This window comes from Peterkaempfera griseoplana (assembly GCF_001418575.1).
Taxonomy (GTDB): Bacteria; Actinomycetota; Actinomycetes; order Streptomycetales; family Streptomycetaceae; genus Peterkaempfera; species Peterkaempfera griseoplana.
This window is the reverse complement of sequence record NZ_LIQR01000247.1, coordinates 1-14541: the sequence shown is the minus strand read 5'-3', so window position 1 is coordinate 14541 and position 14541 is coordinate 1. Positions and strand designations below refer to the sequence as shown.

The 14541-nt window shown below is 68.3% G+C and carries 9 protein-coding genes and 7 pseudogenes; 8 read left to right on the top strand and 8 right to left on the bottom strand.

The annotated features are described in order from the left end of the window. Nucleotides 1-57: 57 nt before the first annotated feature. Nucleotides 58-387 carry a helix-turn-helix domain-containing protein gene (locus AOK09_RS18760; RefSeq protein WP_217698449.1) on the bottom strand — a complete coding sequence of 110 codons (330 nt, stop codon included), beginning with the start codon at nucleotides 385-387 and terminating at the stop codon, nucleotides 58-60. 174 nt (nucleotides 388-561) lie between these two features. On the opposite strand from AOK09_RS18760, the pseudogene AOK09_RS37950 reads away from it, so the two are divergent. Then, nucleotides 562-740: pseudogene (locus AOK09_RS37950) on the top strand (Hsp70 family protein); the annotation flags it as partial. A 229-nt stretch (nucleotides 741-969) separates the two neighbouring features. Here the strand turns inward: AOK09_RS37950 and AOK09_RS40220 are convergent. Both AOK09_RS40220 and AOK09_RS18750 read right to left on the bottom strand, forming a co-directional pair. Continuing rightward, nucleotides 970-1404, bottom strand: coding sequence for a DUF6193 family natural product biosynthesis protein (locus AOK09_RS40220; protein WP_265736737.1), 435 nt, complete (start codon nucleotides 1402-1404; stop codon nucleotides 970-972). Nucleotides 1405-2281: 877 nt separating this feature from the next. Next, nucleotides 2282-3334 carry a LacI family DNA-binding transcriptional regulator gene (locus AOK09_RS18750; RefSeq protein WP_055588359.1) on the bottom strand — a complete coding sequence of 351 codons (1053 nt, stop codon included), beginning with the start codon at nucleotides 3332-3334 and terminating at the stop codon, nucleotides 2282-2284. Nucleotides 3335-4308: 974 nt separating this feature from the next. On the opposite strand from AOK09_RS18750, the gene AOK09_RS18740 reads away from it, so the two are divergent. Beyond that, nucleotides 4309-6105 (top strand): RICIN domain-containing protein, encoded by a 1797-nt coding sequence (locus AOK09_RS18740; RefSeq protein WP_055588357.1) that lies wholly within the window; start codon nucleotides 4309-4311, stop codon nucleotides 6103-6105. A 522-nt stretch (nucleotides 6106-6627) separates the two neighbouring features. On the opposite strand, the gene AOK09_RS18735 is transcribed toward AOK09_RS18740, so the two are convergent. Together AOK09_RS18735 and AOK09_RS18730 are read right to left on the bottom strand one after the other, a co-directional pair. Next, nucleotides 6628-6885 carry an integrase core domain-containing protein gene (locus AOK09_RS18735; protein WP_175609317.1) on the bottom strand — a complete coding sequence of 86 codons (258 nt, stop codon included), beginning with the start codon at nucleotides 6883-6885 and terminating at the stop codon, nucleotides 6628-6630. Nucleotides 6886-7308: 423 nt separating this feature from the next. Continuing rightward, the gene (locus AOK09_RS18730; RefSeq protein WP_055588355.1) at nucleotides 7309-8007 is read right to left on the bottom strand and encodes a VOC family protein; all 699 of its coding nucleotides are present in this window, start codon (nucleotides 8005-8007) and stop codon (nucleotides 7309-7311) included. 310 nt (nucleotides 8008-8317) lie between these two features. Between AOK09_RS18730 and AOK09_RS43460 the strand changes: the two are divergent. Beyond that, nucleotides 8318-8545, top strand: a pseudogene (locus AOK09_RS43460) (transposase); the annotation flags it as partial. On the opposite strand, the gene AOK09_RS18725 reads toward AOK09_RS43460, so the two are convergent. After that, nucleotides 8513-8812, bottom strand: coding sequence for a hypothetical protein (locus tag AOK09_RS18725; protein ID WP_055588354.1), 300 nt, complete (start codon nucleotides 8810-8812; stop codon nucleotides 8513-8515). The pseudogene AOK09_RS43460 and the gene AOK09_RS18725 sit on opposite strands and share 33 nt — an antisense overlap. Before the next feature lie 271 nt (nucleotides 8813-9083). Between AOK09_RS18725 and AOK09_RS43870 the strand changes: the two are divergent. The 4 genes and pseudogenes from AOK09_RS43870 to AOK09_RS37930 form a co-directional block, all read left to right on the top strand. Then, a pseudogene (locus AOK09_RS43870) lies at nucleotides 9084-9231 on the top strand (IS701 family transposase); the annotation flags it as partial. 154 nt (nucleotides 9232-9385) lie between these two features. Beyond that, nucleotides 9386-10338: pseudogene (locus AOK09_RS18720) on the top strand (IS481 family transposase). 199 nt (nucleotides 10339-10537) lie between these two features. Continuing rightward, nucleotides 10538-11143 (top strand): dihydrofolate reductase family protein, encoded by a 606-nt coding sequence (locus AOK09_RS18715; protein WP_055588353.1) that lies wholly within the window; start codon nucleotides 10538-10540, stop codon nucleotides 11141-11143. Between the two features lie 73 nt (nucleotides 11144-11216). After that, nucleotides 11217-12220: pseudogene (locus AOK09_RS37930) on the top strand (IS5 family transposase). Between the two features lie 612 nt (nucleotides 12221-12832). Here the strand turns inward: AOK09_RS37930 and AOK09_RS18700 are convergent. Then, the gene (locus AOK09_RS18700) at nucleotides 12833-13630 is read right to left on the bottom strand and encodes a DUF1963 domain-containing protein (protein ID WP_063796002.1); all 798 of its coding nucleotides are present in this window, start codon (nucleotides 13628-13630) and stop codon (nucleotides 12833-12835) included. 257 nt (nucleotides 13631-13887) lie between these two features. Continuing rightward, nucleotides 13888-14052: pseudogene (locus AOK09_RS37925) on the bottom strand (transposase); the annotation flags it as partial. Between the two features lie 120 nt (nucleotides 14053-14172). Here AOK09_RS37925 and AOK09_RS18695 point away from each other — a divergent pair. Continuing rightward, nucleotides 14173-14526 (top strand): annotated as a pseudogene (locus AOK09_RS18695) (helix-turn-helix domain-containing protein); the annotation flags it as partial. Nucleotides 14527-14541: the final 15 nt, after the last annotated feature.

Here is a 14541-nt window from a genome sequence, read left to right as displayed (position 1 = left end):
AGTCCCGCCCGGGCGGGACTCAGGCGGCGGCGCCGGTCTGTGCTGCGCGGATACGCGTCAATCGCCGTGGGCCCGGTGCAGGTCGGCCTCCAGTTCCTCCACCCGGGCCTGGAGATCGAGCACCCGGCGCGCGCCTTCCAGGGTCAGCCCCTCACCGATCAGCTTCACCAGGGCCGCGACCCTGTCGATCTCCCGGCGCGAGTACCTGCGCTGGCCGCCCGCCGAACGCACCGGCACCACCACGCCCTGCTCGTCCAGCCGGCGCAGGAACGCCACCTGGACATCCAGCATGGCGGCGACCTGCCCCACCGCGTAGAGCGCCGCATCCGGGTCGTCGATCGGCAGCACCACGATCTCACCTCGCCGCTCACGAAACCTCAACTCCACGCTACAGAATTCCTCGATCCCAGCCACCGCGTTGTGCCGCAACCTGCCCGCCTTCCCATGGCGCCGCACCGGCGGACGGACGGCCCCGAAACACAGCCTTGACATTAGGCGACTCAAGTTTTATGTGTCGACAAAAGGAAGTCCTGTGCGTGAAAGTGATGGAGGAGGCCGGAGATTACTCGCGCAGTCGGTATCGATCTCGGAACGACGAACTCGGTGGTCTGCGTGCTGGAGGGCGGCGAGCCGGCCGTCATCACGAACACCGACGGCGCGCGCACCACCCCGTCGGTGGTGGCATTCGGCAAGGGCGCGAAGCGCTCGTCGGCGAGGTCGCCAAGCGCCAGGCCGTCACCCCGGATGCAACCAAGTCGTCGTGCAGTTCCCGCAGGAAGGCGATGAACGCCTCTCGGTCAGGAGTCTCATCGTCAGGGTGGAGCAGTGGCGTGGGGGGCACATTGCTGCTCGGACGTGAGACCGAGGTCGGAGGCCATCTCCGGATGCTGGCACGGTGGTTCCAGCGTCGCAGATGCCGGGGGAGAGCCTGCTTCCCACAAGGGAGGGCTCAGCAGTGGCCGCTATCTGTCAGCGCTGGTCGCCGTCGGACGGCCCAGAGACGGCCCGAGGTGGACTCTGGGCACCGTCGCTGAAGTACTCATCGACCAGCTGTTCCGCCATGGTCACTGCCTCATCAGCGCTGACCGTTTCCAGCACGGTGCCACGCTCCCGGACGCGCACGTCATACAGCCCTCCGGGAGCGAGCGCAACGGAGACCGGGATAACCATGTCCCCGCCCAGCCAGTGACGCGGGCCGGTTCTGAAGCAGAGTGCCGCATGGCTGGTGAAGGGATAGAAACGGCCCAGCGTGCCCTTCCGCGCTCTTTCAACAAGGGCAGCCATGATGGGCGGAACCCACGTCGTGGTAGAGGCTCGGGACCGTTCGTCCCACTTCTCAGCCGCACACGCCCGGGAGTCCCATGCCGCATTTACAGGGTCCTCGGCCTCACGCCCTGCACTCATAGTCCCCTCCCCCTGCGAGACCGCAACACGCTACCGCACGGGTGTTGAGGCGATCTTTGGCCGGTGGCCTCCCTGGGCCGGGAATCGAGCGTGGCCAGGAGCCGTACGCTGGTCGGCAACTCGGGCAGGACTTGGACCTGCCCGCAAGAGGCCGCAGCTGTTACGTCAGCCACCGCCGGATCAAGAAGAACAGTCGGCTCGCCGCCATAGGCCGGCACTGGGCATTTCGCAGCCCTGACCGCGTCACCCGGCGCCCACTACAGCCGCAGACATGAGACCGTGGACCGCTGCCGCGCGGCCCTCCGCCACATCCTCGACCGCATGATCGGCCAGCTCCACTACGGCCTGACCAGCCGACAGCAATACGACGACCCCATCGCATCACCCCACCGACCAGACTCGCATCCCCGCGTGACCCGTAGCTGCATGGGTGTCTTGTCTGCCTGTACCCGACCCGGTCGCTGGTGCGGCCTGCCAACGCCTACCCGGGGCACCGGGATGCGCTCCAGGACGGGCTGGAACTGGGGACTGTCGCGCCGTTGACCGGCGGTGACCGGGAAGGAAAGTGGTTTCTGGCCGCCCGGTGCACCTCCGTCGTCAGTTCCACCGCGTGGGCGTCCGAGCCCGTGGTCGGCGGGCTCGACTGCGACTCCGTCTGGTTTGTCGCGCTGCAGGTCCCCCTTTTACGAGCACCCGCCGCATGTCGATGCGCCCCCGCGACCGTGGAGTCCACGCGTCATCCGGATGCTCCACGGCGAAGGGCTGATCACCAGGGTCCCCCGCATTACCCCCAAGGACGTCGTCGTCGGCAAGTACGGCGAACACCACCGGCCTCAGCCGCCTCCCTGCCGGACCGCCCCCTGCGGCACCGCTGGGCTCAGCGCCCGTCGCGGACCTGGCCGGATGCCCGCGCGAGGCGGTGCGTCGGGGCCGCGCCCGTGCTGGAGCGCAGCGAGATCGGTGGGGCGAGAAGGATGTGGCGGGGAGGCGTGAGCGGCGCGGCGATGCGTTCGACCAGCAGGGAGACCGCCTTTCCGGCCATGTCCAGAGCGGGGACGTCCGCCGCGGTGAGCGGCGGGCGGAAGTCCTCGGCCCAGGGCAGGGCCGCGACCCCGGTCACCGAGAAGTCGGACGGCACGGTCAGGCCGACGTCGTCCAGCGCCTGCTGGATGCCGGGCAGCGCGGCCTCGTTGATCGTGGTGACGGCGGTCAGGTCAGGGTGGGCGCGCAGGAGCGTCCGCAGGCATTCCTGGCCGGAGCGGGCGTCGTCGCCGCACGGAACCTCGATGCCGTCCAGCCCTCGCTCGGCGAGCGCGGCGGCGAACCCCTCCCGGGCCCTGTGTGCGGGCCCGTAGCCCGAAGCGACGAGCTCCGGTGAGCGGTTGACCAGGGCCACCTTGCGGTGCCCTAGGTCGGCCAGGTGGCGGACGGTGTGCGCGATCAGCCCTGCGTAGTCGATGTCGATCCAGCACATCTGCCGGTCGCCGGCGGTGTGCCCGATGCCGACGAAGGGCAGGCCGGCCTGCTGAAGCCTGCCCACGCGGGGGTCCTCAAGCCTGATCTCCATCAGGATGACCCCGTCGACCCGGCTCCCGGACACCAGCCGCTCGAAGGACCGGTCGTGATCGCCGCCGGACGGGGAGAGCAGCACGTCGAGGTCCGCACGGCCGGCGGCGTCGGCCATGCCGGCGACGAACTCGAGCTGCATGTGGGTCAGCCGGCTGCCGGCCGGGGGGATGACCAGACCGATCGTCCGGGTCCTGCCCTCCTTGAGGGCCCTGGCGGTCGCGTTCGGGCGGTAGCCCAGCTCGTCGATCACGTCCTGGATGCGTTTGCGAGTGCCGGGCGCCACGGGCCTTTTCCCACTGAGGGTGTACGACACCGTGCTGCGCGACACCCCTGCCCGCCGCGCGATCTCGCCGATGTTCATCCGACTCCTCAGCACTTCTGGCGGGCGGCAATGATACCTTCCGCGAATCGATTCGCCGTGTGCCCACGAGATGGTCCTGAGCAATCTGCGAGGTCGGCGACGCTACGGCGCGCAACTGGCGACGATGGCGGAGACCTGCGGCTTGACGGGCATTCAGCCGTGGGTCCGCCGTCGAACCGATTCGTGTCGGGCCCCTCTTCTGCCGACCCCCGTCGACGGTTCCTCCCGCTCCATCTCTCGTACGGGACAGGCCTCCGCTATCGGATCACCCCCTGCGGGGCTCCGTCGCCCCGTGCGGAGCTGGGAAGTGGGCTGAACCCGATGCGGATCCTCGGGTCCGACGGCCGCCGGCGCGGCCGGATCCGGTCCCCGTCCACCGTGCTCTCCGAGGACGGGAGGACGGCCTGCCCCCGACCGGCCACACCGGCCTCGCCGACGGATCAGCTGCCGTCTCCGGACTGCGAGCAGTCCGGCTTCGCCGGGAACCTCAACGCCCGCACCAGGGAGGGGCCGCGCGACCGCGCCCACACCTCGACGGGGAGCTCAACCCTGCTGCCGGCGGACGGGCGTGCCCGCCGGCGCGGAGGGCGGTTGGTGGCCGTGGGGAGACGGAGGTTCGCCTGAAGCGGCATGTGACGTAATCGGTTCGCCGAGCGACGACCTTCCGTTGCCCGTGCCTTGTCACCCCGGTGAGGAGCGACTTCTGCACACTCGTTGACCCTCGCCTCGGCAACGCCGTAGCATCCCGTCGAGCCCAATTGCGAATCGGTTCGACTCATTCGACCAACGCAGCACCGCACTCTGTGCGATCACCGCTCTGTGCGATCACGAGGGCGTTGATCACGAGGGTATTCCGGCCCGCTCCGCCCATTGGCCGGCCGTACGGACAGTGCTGAGCGCCATCGCTCCGCCTCCTCCACCCACCGGCGCGCCCCGACCGGAGCGTCGGCAGCGCGCCGACACCAGGAGATTCGATGAGGACGACATCCATACGCGGCCGCCTGGCCGCCGCGGCGGCCACCTTGCTCACCGCCGCGTTCATGCTCGTAGTACCGACCCATGAGGCATCGGCCGCGACCGAGACCCTGAGCGTGGACCTGTCGGCGACGCGGGGCCCGGCCACCGGCGTCGGCGAGGGGTTCCTCTACGGCGTCAGCCAGGACGGCACACAGCCGGCCGACCAGTACCTGCAGCCGCTGGGTATCAACGCGTTCCGCGGCGGCGGATGGTTCTCCGGCGGCTGGATCAAGGACAACTACACCTACGGCTCGGCGACCAAGGCCGACATCGCCTCGATCGTCGCGCAGGCCACGCGGCTCACCCAGCCGCCGTACCACGCCCAGTACCAGGTCATCCTCAGCGACCTCTGGGGCAACAACGGCGGTCAGCCCTCGAACGAGACCTACCCGTGCGACAACGGGGACTGCTCGAACTGGAGCAGCTTCATCGACTCCACCGTGGGCGCCCTCCAGGCCTCCGGCCTGCCCTTCGCGTACGACATCTACAACGAGCCGGACATCTCGGTGTTCTGGACCCGGGGCATGAACAGCGCCCAGTACTTCCAGATGTGGGACACCGCCTACCGTGAGATCCGCCGTGTCGCCCCCAACGCGAAGATCGTCGGCCCGTCCCTCGCCTTCACCCCGCAGTCCAACCCCGGCGAGTGGAACACCTGGCTCGCCCACGTCAAGGCCGCGGGAACCGTCCCCGACATGATCACCAACCATGACGAGGGCGACGTCGACGACCCGGTGACGGTGTCCCAGTCCATCAACAACGCCCTGTCGGCAGCAGGGGTGTCGTCCCGGCCGCTGTCGGCGAACGAGTACCAGCCCGCCGACCGGCAGACCGCCGGAGTCACCGCCTGGTACCTGGCCCGCTTCGCCCAGTCCGGGTACACCAACGCGATGCGCGGCAACTGGGTCTGCTGCATGACCCCCAACCTCACCGGTGTCCTGACGCAGTCCGGGGGAACCTGGCAGCCCACCGGCAACTGGTGGGCCATGCGTACCTATGCCGACATGACGGGCACGCTGGTCGCCACCTCGGGCCAGGTCGGCAGCACCGCGATATCCGCGGCCGAGGACAGCACGAACAAGCGTGCCGTCGCCGTCATCGGCGACAGCAACGGCTACACCGGCACCGCGTCCGTCACCTTCAACGGACTGTCCTCGGTGCCCTGGCTGACCGGCAACGGCAGCGTCAACGTGACCGTCAAGCGGATCCCGGACCAGGCGCCGCTCAGCGCCCCGCAGGTGGTCTCGAACCAGAACGTGAGCGCCTCGGGCGGTTCCCTCACGGTGCCTGTCACCTTCCAGTCCGCGCACGACGCCTTCGCCGTCTACCTGACCCCGGCCGGATCGACGGGCGGAGCAACCAGCGGCGAACTGCACGCGGTGGGCGCCGGCAAGTGCCTGGACGTGCCGAACGCGTCCACCACGGGGGGCACGCAGCTCCAGATCTGGGACTGCAACGGGAACGCCAACCAGGTGTTCACGCACTCCTCGTCGAACCAGCTGAGCGTCTACAGCGGCAGCAGCCAGATGTGCCTGGACGCCAGCAACCAGGGCACCAGCCCCGGCACCAAGGTCATCATCTGGTCCTGCAACGGCCAGACGAACCAGCAGTGGAACGTCAACTCCAACGGCACCGTCACCAGCGCATCGTCGGGTCTGTGCCTGGACGTGACCGGGGCGGGAACCGCCAACGGCACGCTCGCCGAACTGTGGACCTGCAACGGCGGCAGCAACCAGCAGTGGACCCTCGGCTGAGGCTTGTCTCGCAGTGACCGGTCAGAGGTGGCTCGGCAAGCGTGGCACCTCGTCCGTCACCCGCCGCAGCCTGTGTGCGGGTGCGGCTCCTCGGGGCACAGGGACGAGGCAGGACCGTCGATGACTGTCCGGCCGACGTGCACCGCTGCACTGGCGGCCGCCTCCCAGCGGGGTTGCCTCTGGTAGTCCGTGGCGTACATGCCGCCCCTCGCCGCTGCGGCACGGAGCGCCACTGCTCGGTCTGCAGGGCATGTGCGGGGCCCCGGCAGTTCCAGGAGGAACGGAACTGCCGGGGCCCTAGCCTCGCCGACAACGAACCCCGGTTCGCAGATCAGGTTCCCCGGATCGTCGATGGCGAGACGGGCAGTCTCCTCACCTCCGTATGCGATCCGCGACAGCAGAGCAGGGGCGCCCCAGCCTGGTCCTGCCGTGCGCCGCGCAGCTCCTGTCAGTGGATCCTGCGGAACCTGTGCCGCTCGGAAATACGACTCGGGCCTTGTGAGCTGTGGTGATGCGGTGTGGTCAGGCAGCGTGGCGGTACTGGTTGATCAGGCCGTTGAGGACGGGTTGTCGCCGGATGCGGTGGGCTTGGAGGTCGGTGACGGTGGCCGGGGCGGGTGGATCGGTGCTGTCCGGGGGTAATTGCTGTAGGGACTGGTCAGGGCGGTGCTCGTTGTAGTGCCCGATGTAGGCGGTGAACACTGCGTGGGCGTCGGCGTCGTCGTAGATGAGGATTCGGTCGAGGATCTCAAGCGCGTTGCCCTCCGATGGGCAGGTCACCGGCGAGAGCGCCCAGGTGGAGTACCTGCAGTGGTCCTCCACCCGCGTGCCGGATCACCGCCGAAGAGCTCGAGACCCTGAACCGCCTCCTCAACGCATACGTCGACGCCGACAACTCCGACCTCGGGTTGGCTGGCACCTGCCGCAGGAGGCGCACAAGGAGGACGGCCAGTGAGCGTCAGCATCCCCACCACGACCTTCCACGAGGCGTACCCCTGGCCGAGCTGCGGCCGGCCGACTACAACCCGCGCCGCCTCTCCGCGCAGGCCTTCGAACGGCTCAAGGTCCCCATCGCCGCGGCGATCTGGCACAACCGCCAGACCGGCGCCCCCGTCCTACGGTCAGTGACCACGTTCGATCACTGACCGTCACGGACGGTGTCCAGAACTCAACCGGTGACACGGTCTCGTGGTGCAGGGACATTCACGTCCGGTCAGTGGCCGGCCCGGGCGGGCCGGCCACGCCGATACACGCCTCGTTGCCCTCGGGGTCGGCCAGCACCCAGTTCGACGGGGCGTCGGAGTCGTTCACCAGACGTCCGCCGGCTGCAAGTGCTGCGGCTATCCGAGCCTCGGCCTGGTCGTACGGCACCCACACATCAACGTGGACCCTGTTGCGCTGCGGGCGCGGTGCATCCATCTGCTGGAAGTAGAACGGTGCCCCGCGGCGGTGCGGGTCGATCAAGTCTTCGCTGCTGTTCGCGCGGGCCTGGTAGCCGAGCAGGGCACGCCAGAACGCCACCACGTCGGGACCGGAGAGGGCATCGATGGTGACCTGGACGGTCTGCACGGCGGACGGGTCAGCTGGTATGTCCAGCGTGCGGGCCACGGCCGAGATCTGCCGGGCCAGCTCGATGTGCCGTTCGGTCAGCCCGTAGTAGTCGTCCGTGACCGTAATCAGCCGAACGGTCACGCCCTCCTGCCTCACGTCGACGTCCGGGTGATCGTCGCCTCCTCCTGGCGTCTCACTGATCGCCTGCACGAACTGGGCGCCGACCGCGAACGACCCCGTACGGAAGTACGCACACGCCCCCTCGCCCACGACGCGCCAGTCCTCCACGCCCACGGATTCGTGGAACTGCTGCGGCCTGATGCGCTCCGTCTTGCTCTCTACGTAGGTCATGCGCTCAACGTAGCGTGCAAGTCCGACAACCCCTGGTCCGATGCCGGATGCGGCCGGGCCGCCGTCGTGTCCGGCGAGGTCGAAGCGGTTCGCGGCCTTGCTGCCTGGGCGCAGCTGGATGCCGAGCTGGTCGCCTCAGGTGTCGATGGCGTCGCGGATCCACCGGCCGTGCGCGTCGGCCAGCGACGCGGTGGAGGTCGATGACTCTCGGAAAGCGGCCTAATGAAGGTAAACGCTTCGACCAGGGGCCTTATCGCTCCCTCCGCGGCCATGACGATCAGAGGGAGAATCACCGCCGCCGCACTCAGCGACGTGGGCAGGCGCGAACAACGTGGAGCTTGCCTACACTCCGACGAACTCCTCCTGACTGAACCGGATCGAGGCGCAGTCCACCGCTCTGTGCTACTTCACCCTCGACGGCACCGACCACGCCAGCCACAAAGAGCAAGGCAGCATGATCCGCCGTTACATCATCTGGCGGAACAAGCGTGCCCAGGACAAGCGCCTACGCGAGATCGTCGCCAGGGCCAACGTCTGAACCCAGCCACGCGACAACGGTCGCGACAGCCTCGGCGACCTCCGAGGTCACCATCCGAGAATCAGCCTCGACAAGGAACGGCGGCTGACCGGCCGGCCCGGTATCGAGTTGAACGCGATCCCGGATCCCCTCGTCACCCAGGAAGTACACGTTGTCGTCGTCACCGGCGTGGGTGACCGCCAGACGTTCGATGACCAGCCCAGGTACAGCGCGACGCACCTGACTGAAGACTTGATCGACCGGCCCGCCGGTCAGATCATCCGGCATCCACGAACGGGTGCGACTCAAAGCTCTCCCCATAAACGCTGAGTATGGCATTGCCCAGCCCAGCCCAGCCCAGCGCAACGCAGCAGGGCAAACGTTGCCTGATACGGCAGTAGTACTCCAGTGTGACTTCGCGACTTTGCACTGGGGCCGGGTGAGAACGGCAACGGCCACCGCGTGATCATCAGGGGTTGTGTGGACTCCTGAGGATCGTGCGGTGGCCACGGGTCACAGCGTAGATGCCGCTCGCTGGCGGGCGACGTTCGACCAGGCGATGGCACGGATCGCGGGCCGGTTCAAGCGGGTGGAGCCACGGGCGACCGCCCGCGCCTTCGTGCTCGCTCTGCTGTCGGGCGTCGAGCGGAAGAACTGCTGGCGTTTGGCCGAGCAGGCCCGGCCATGTCCGTTCCGGGCCGATGCAACTCCCGCTGCCAGTCGGAGGCGCTGTTAGACGCCTAGGTGTTCTGACCACGGAGGTTGGTGACGGGGATCACGGCACGGTGATCTTGCAATGAGTGAGGGCCTTCTGACTCGGTGTGGATTGCGACATCTGCACCGGCTCCCAGAAAGGCCCTCATGCCCCACCGTAACGCACCCCTGACCGAGACTGGACGCCTGCGCCTGGCCCGCTGTGTGGTCGAGGACGGCTGGCCGTTGTGCCGGGGCGCCGAGCGCTTCCAGGTCTCGCCGACCACGGCCAAGCGCTGGGCCGACCGCTACCGCGCATTCGGGGAGGCCGGCATGAGCGACCTTTCGAGTCGGCCGCACCGCAGCCCGCCCCGGACCCGACCCGCACCGAGCGACGGATCATCAAGGTCCGCGCCGTGCGACGCTGGGGACCGGCCCGCATCGCCTACCTCCTGCGACTCAACCCGGCCACCGTGCACCGCGTCCTGACCCGCTACAAGCTCGCCCGTCTCGCGCACCTCGACCGCGCCACCAGCCGGTCGATCCGACGCTACGAACACAGCGCCCCAGGCGAGTTGGTCCACGTCGACATCAAGAAGCTCGGCAACATCCCCGACGGCGGCGGCCACCACGCGCTCGGCCGCCAAGCCGGCCGCAAGACCCGCTCCAAAGTCGGCTACAGCTACCTGCACAACGCCGTCGACGACCACTCCCGCCTGGCCTACAGCGAGATCCTGCCCGACGAGCGCAAGGAGACCGCCGCAGCGTTCTGGACCCGGGCGAACGAGTTCTTCACCCGGGCCGGGATCACGGTTCGGCGCGTCATGACCGACAACGGCGCCTGCTACAAGTCCCACCCCTGGCGCGACGTGCTGGCCCAGGCCGGAATCGCCCACAAGCGCACCCGCCCCTACCGGCCGCAGAGCAACGGCAAGGTCGAACGCTTCAACCGCACCCTGCTCGACGAATGGGCCTACGCCAGGCCCTATCGAACCGAACAGGAACGACGCGACGCCTACCCCGCATGGCTCCACACCTACAATCACCACCGCGGACACACCGCACTGGCAGGCAAACCACCCACCAGCCGCGTCCCCAACCTCACGGGTCAGAACAACTAGGGCCTGTCGTTTGGATCAACTCGGCGGCGCGGGGTCTGCTGCGCATCAGCGGACCAGCAGACCCCAACGCGTCGGCCAAGAGGTACCGCACTTCGCAGCCGGGCTGGTCCGGGCGAAGGGCCTGGTGCGGCGCCGCCGAAGTTCCGCCGATGAGTTCCAGGCGGTTGTGCGGTCTACCCGTCGACGAAGGGAGCGCACCATGCGCAAGATCATCGTTTGCACGTTCCTGACGCTTGACGGCGTCATGCAGGCGCCGGGCGGTCCGGACGAGGACACTCAGAGCGGATTCGAGCACGGCGGCTGGCAGAAGCCGGTGACCGACGAGGAGGTCGGCGCGGCCATCGCCGGTTGGTACGAGTCCTCCGACGCGATGCTGCTCGGCCGCAAGACGTACGAGATCTTCGCGTCGTACTGGCCGACCGCCGATCCCGACAACCCGTTCACCAGTCGGATGAACAGCATGCACAAGTACGTGGCGTCTCGAACCCTGACATCCGTCGAGTGGCAGAACTCCACGCTGCTCGAGGGCGACATCGTCCATGCCGTACGCAAGCTGAAAACGTCCGACGGCGGCAACATCAACGTCGTGGGCAGCGGCGACCTCGCCCAGACCCTCATGCGGCACGGCCTCGTCGACGAGTACCGGCTGACCATCCATCCGGTCATCATCGGCACCGGCAAGCGGCTGTTCGATGACGGAGCGATCCCCACTGCGCTGGAGCCGATCAGCGTCTCGACGACGAAGGGCGGCACCATCGTCGGCGTCTATCGGCCGAACGGTAAGCCCAGCCACGACAGCTACTAGGGCGCGTATCGAGTCGCGATCAGTCTTCGGGTGTTGCCCTCGCGTCGAGGCGTGGTCCGGTAGATCGTCTTGCGTGACGCGAGTGCAACTGACCGACGTGGAGTGGGAGTTCATCGGGCCGTATCTGCCGATCGGCGAGTACGGCCCGTACCCTGAGGGGCTGCGGCAGCAGTTCGAGGGCGTGATCTGGCGGTTCAAGGCGGGTGGGCAGTGGCGGGAGATGCCGGCGGAGTTCGGCGCCTGGTCGACCGTCTCCAACCGGTTCCGGCAGTGGCGTGACGCAGGCGTGTTCGAGGCCCTGCTGGAGGGCCTGCTCGCGGAGGCCGCGAAGCGGGGTGAGGTGGACTTGTCCCTAGTCAGTGTGGACTCGACTACTGCCCGGGCCCACCATGACGCTGCCGGTATGCACCTTGGTGAGGACGTGCTCACCGCTTTGGAGAAGGCCGCCGTGGAGGAGGAGAAGGCGCGGCAAAAGGAAGTGAACAGGACGGGCAGGACGGGCAGGATGCCGGAAACGACCCCGAGCGGGAAGAGCGACGCCGTATCCGGCGCCGGCGCAGGCTCCGGTTGAAGGCAGCCCTGCTCGGGCGCTCGAGAGGCGGGCAGACCAGCAAGGTTCATCTGGCCGCCGACCGCAAGTGCCGGCCACTGGCCTTCGTCCTGACCGCGGGGCAGGCCGCAGACAGCCCGTAGTTCATCCCCGTACTCGAGAAGGTACGAGTCAAGGGGCCTGTCGGCCGCCCCCGCACCCGCCCCGACGCGGTGGCCGGGGACAAGGCGTATTCGTCCCGCGGCAACCGCACCCACCTACGGAAACGTGGCATCAAGGCCATCATCTCGGAGAAGAAGGACCAGGCTGCAAACCGGAAGAAGAAGGGCGGCAGGGGCGGCCGCCCCGTGAGCCACGACGCCGACCTCTACAAAGAGCGGAACACCGTAGAGCGCCTGATCAACAAGCTGAAGGCCTGGCGAGGCATCGCCACGCGCTACGACAAGACGCCGGGAAGCTACCTCGCCGGTCTCCACCTTCGCGCCTCGATGATCTGGATCAAAGATCTCACGCGGGCCGCCCGTTGATCACAATCGAATACACGCCCTAATGCCGGTCAGGCGCGACCGGAGGTGTTCTGGCGGTTCGCTACCGGCCTCCGTGAACGCAGTGAGCGAGCCGGCGAGGGCGCTGCGCTGATCGGCGGGCGTGGCCGCGATGTGCGGGCGAACGCGGCGCGAGGTACTCATTGACCTGCCGCACGCCGCGCTGCGGAAGGGGTCGTGTCCCACGTCGTGGTGTAGCCGATCACGGTCCGTCGCCTCCACTTCGGACCCGTCCGGCACGTGCGGCTACCAGCCGTCGTGCGATCAGCGCCGGTCCCGGCCCGGCGAGCCTCAACAGGGCCTCCGGCGAGGGCGACTCGGGCCACGACCTGGAGATTCCGTCAGCTTGATCGGCTACACCACTCGGCGGGACATCGCGGAAGGCGCAGGAAGCGCACTCTCCGCCCGCCCGCGCACCATCGAAAAGGGCCTGGGCCAGAACGCCGGCGGCCTCGATGACCTGCGCGGCCCGCACACCCCGTAGCGGCACGGAAGGCTGGGGCGGGCAGACGCGAGACCGCGAACTGACCGGCGTTATCCGCAGTCGGGGTGGCGGGCCGTCGTCGTTCCGTTGCGCGCGCGGACCGGGGAGAGCTAACCATGCATGTCGACGGAGATCATCACCCGGTCGAAGCGCAGGTCGGCGAGGTCCTGGCGGCGGATCAACCAGTGCATGCGGGGAAAGGGAAGCGCGACGTCGTCGTCGCAGTACCAGTTGGCGAGCAGACACCAGTCGTTACCGTCCACGTACTCGTACTCGTTCGCCAGTTCGACGGGATCGTCGTTCCAGAAGTCCGCATGGCCGCCGAGGTACAGGTCGGATCCGAAATAGTTGCCGCCGGCCTCCCTCCAGATGTCGCTCAGCTGGTCCATGAGTTCGTAGTCTTCGACGGTCATCTCGGACTCGTCGTCGGAAGGGTCTGCGAACCCGTCGGGACCGGACGAGGGCCATGACGGCCCCACGCGGACCGAGCGGTAGTCCCGCTCCTCGTACGAGCCGCGAACGGGCTCCGGGGCGGGGGCCTCCGTCGTGGGCGTCCCGGCGGGTACGTACACCACGTAGCCGGGCCCCGGGCCCTGACGGAGCTTCTCGGCGTCGCCGAAGAGCAGCAGGTGCCCGTCGGCCGGAAGGGGGAGGCCGGTCGAGTTCGGCGGTATCTGCGCGCAGTCGATGCTGCAGAGGAATGGCTCGCTCGGCTTGTCCGCGCCGACCGGCAGCATTGGGTTGTTGCCACCGAGGTGGACGACAACCGGTCCGTCGCCGCCTATCTGCGGATAGACCGCTGGCAGGAAGGAGCTGATCAACAGCTCCACGTCGCGCGATGACACGCCTGCTTCCGCCGCCTTGGCCCGAAACCGGCTCAGCGTTCCTGCTATGAGTTGATCAGTCATGCGCACAGCCTAGGGGTGGGCACTGACACGTGATCAGTAGCGGGCGACGAAGGTGCGCACCATGTCGCGCACGGCGTCCTCTTCTTGCACCGCCCCGGACAACCGGTGCTGAAGACGGTGGGGGGATCGTGTCCGACAGCCCGAGTCAGGGTCCAGCAGTTCCCGGACGCCCCCGGAACTGGCAGCGCACGCACAAGGAGGAGGCAGACGCGAGAAGCCCGGTGGGCACCACGAGGCGCGCGTCGAACCTCCTTGGCGCCGAACTCCGCCGGCATCTCCCGCCACTGCCCACCCGTCTTGAACCGCCAGATCACGCCCTCGAACTGCTGCCGCAGCCGCTCAGGGTACGGGCCGTACTCGCCGATCGGCAGATACGGCCCGATGAACTCCCACTCCACGTGGGTCAGTTGCACTCGCGTCACGCAAGACGATGAGGGTTTTCCAACCTGCCGCGCTGGCAGGGCTGTTGGGGTGACGGAACGACGAAGCTCCTGGTAGATGGGTTGTCGACCAAGAGCAACCTTCTCCGCCAGGAGCTTCGCGTGCTTGTTTACCCGTCCGGGCTGGATCTGTCCACTTCCGCGCTGCGGCTGCTGCAGCGAGAGTTGTCCGTCCGGCGCCGCCGGATCGGGACCCGTTGGCGGCGGTTGACCTGCGGCCGCCAGGCGCTGATGAGCCTGGCCCACCTGCGTTGCGGCCACACGTTCGCGCAGCTCGCCGCGGGGTTCGGCGTCGGTGTGGCCACGGCCCACCGCTACGTCACCGAGGCCGTGGAGGTTCTGGCTGCGCTCGCGCCCGACCTCGCCGAGGCGATGGCCACTGCGGCGGCCAAGGCGTTCGTGATCCTGGACGGCACCCTGCTGCCGATCGACCGCATCGCCGCCGACCGGCCCTTCTGTTGAGTCGGCACG

Excerpts from the sequence above, each read along its gene's own strand:
- AOK09_RS40220 (WP_265736737.1), bottom strand. The coding sequence starts at position 1,404 with ATGAGTGCAGGGCGTGAGGCCGAGGACCCTGTAAATGCGGCATGGGAC.
- AOK09_RS18750 (WP_055588359.1), bottom strand. The coding sequence starts at position 3,334 with ATGAACATCGGCGAGATCGCGCGGCGGGCAGGGGTGTCGCGCAGCACG.
- AOK09_RS18740 (WP_055588357.1), top strand. The coding sequence starts at position 4,309 with ATGAGGACGACATCCATACGCGGCCGCCTGGCCGCCGCGGCGGCCACC.
- AOK09_RS18730 (WP_055588355.1), bottom strand. The coding sequence starts at position 8,007 with ATGACCTACGTAGAGAGCAAGACGGAGCGCATCAGGCCGCAGCAGTTC.
- AOK09_RS18725 (WP_055588354.1), bottom strand. The coding sequence starts at position 8,812 with ATGCCGGATGATCTGACCGGCGGGCCGGTCGATCAAGTCTTCAGTCAG.
- AOK09_RS18715 (WP_055588353.1), top strand. The coding sequence starts at position 10,538 with ATGCGCAAGATCATCGTTTGCACGTTCCTGACGCTTGACGGCGTCATG.
- AOK09_RS18700 (WP_063796002.1), bottom strand. The coding sequence starts at position 13,630 with ATGACTGATCAACTCATAGCAGGAACGCTGAGCCGGTTTCGGGCCAAG.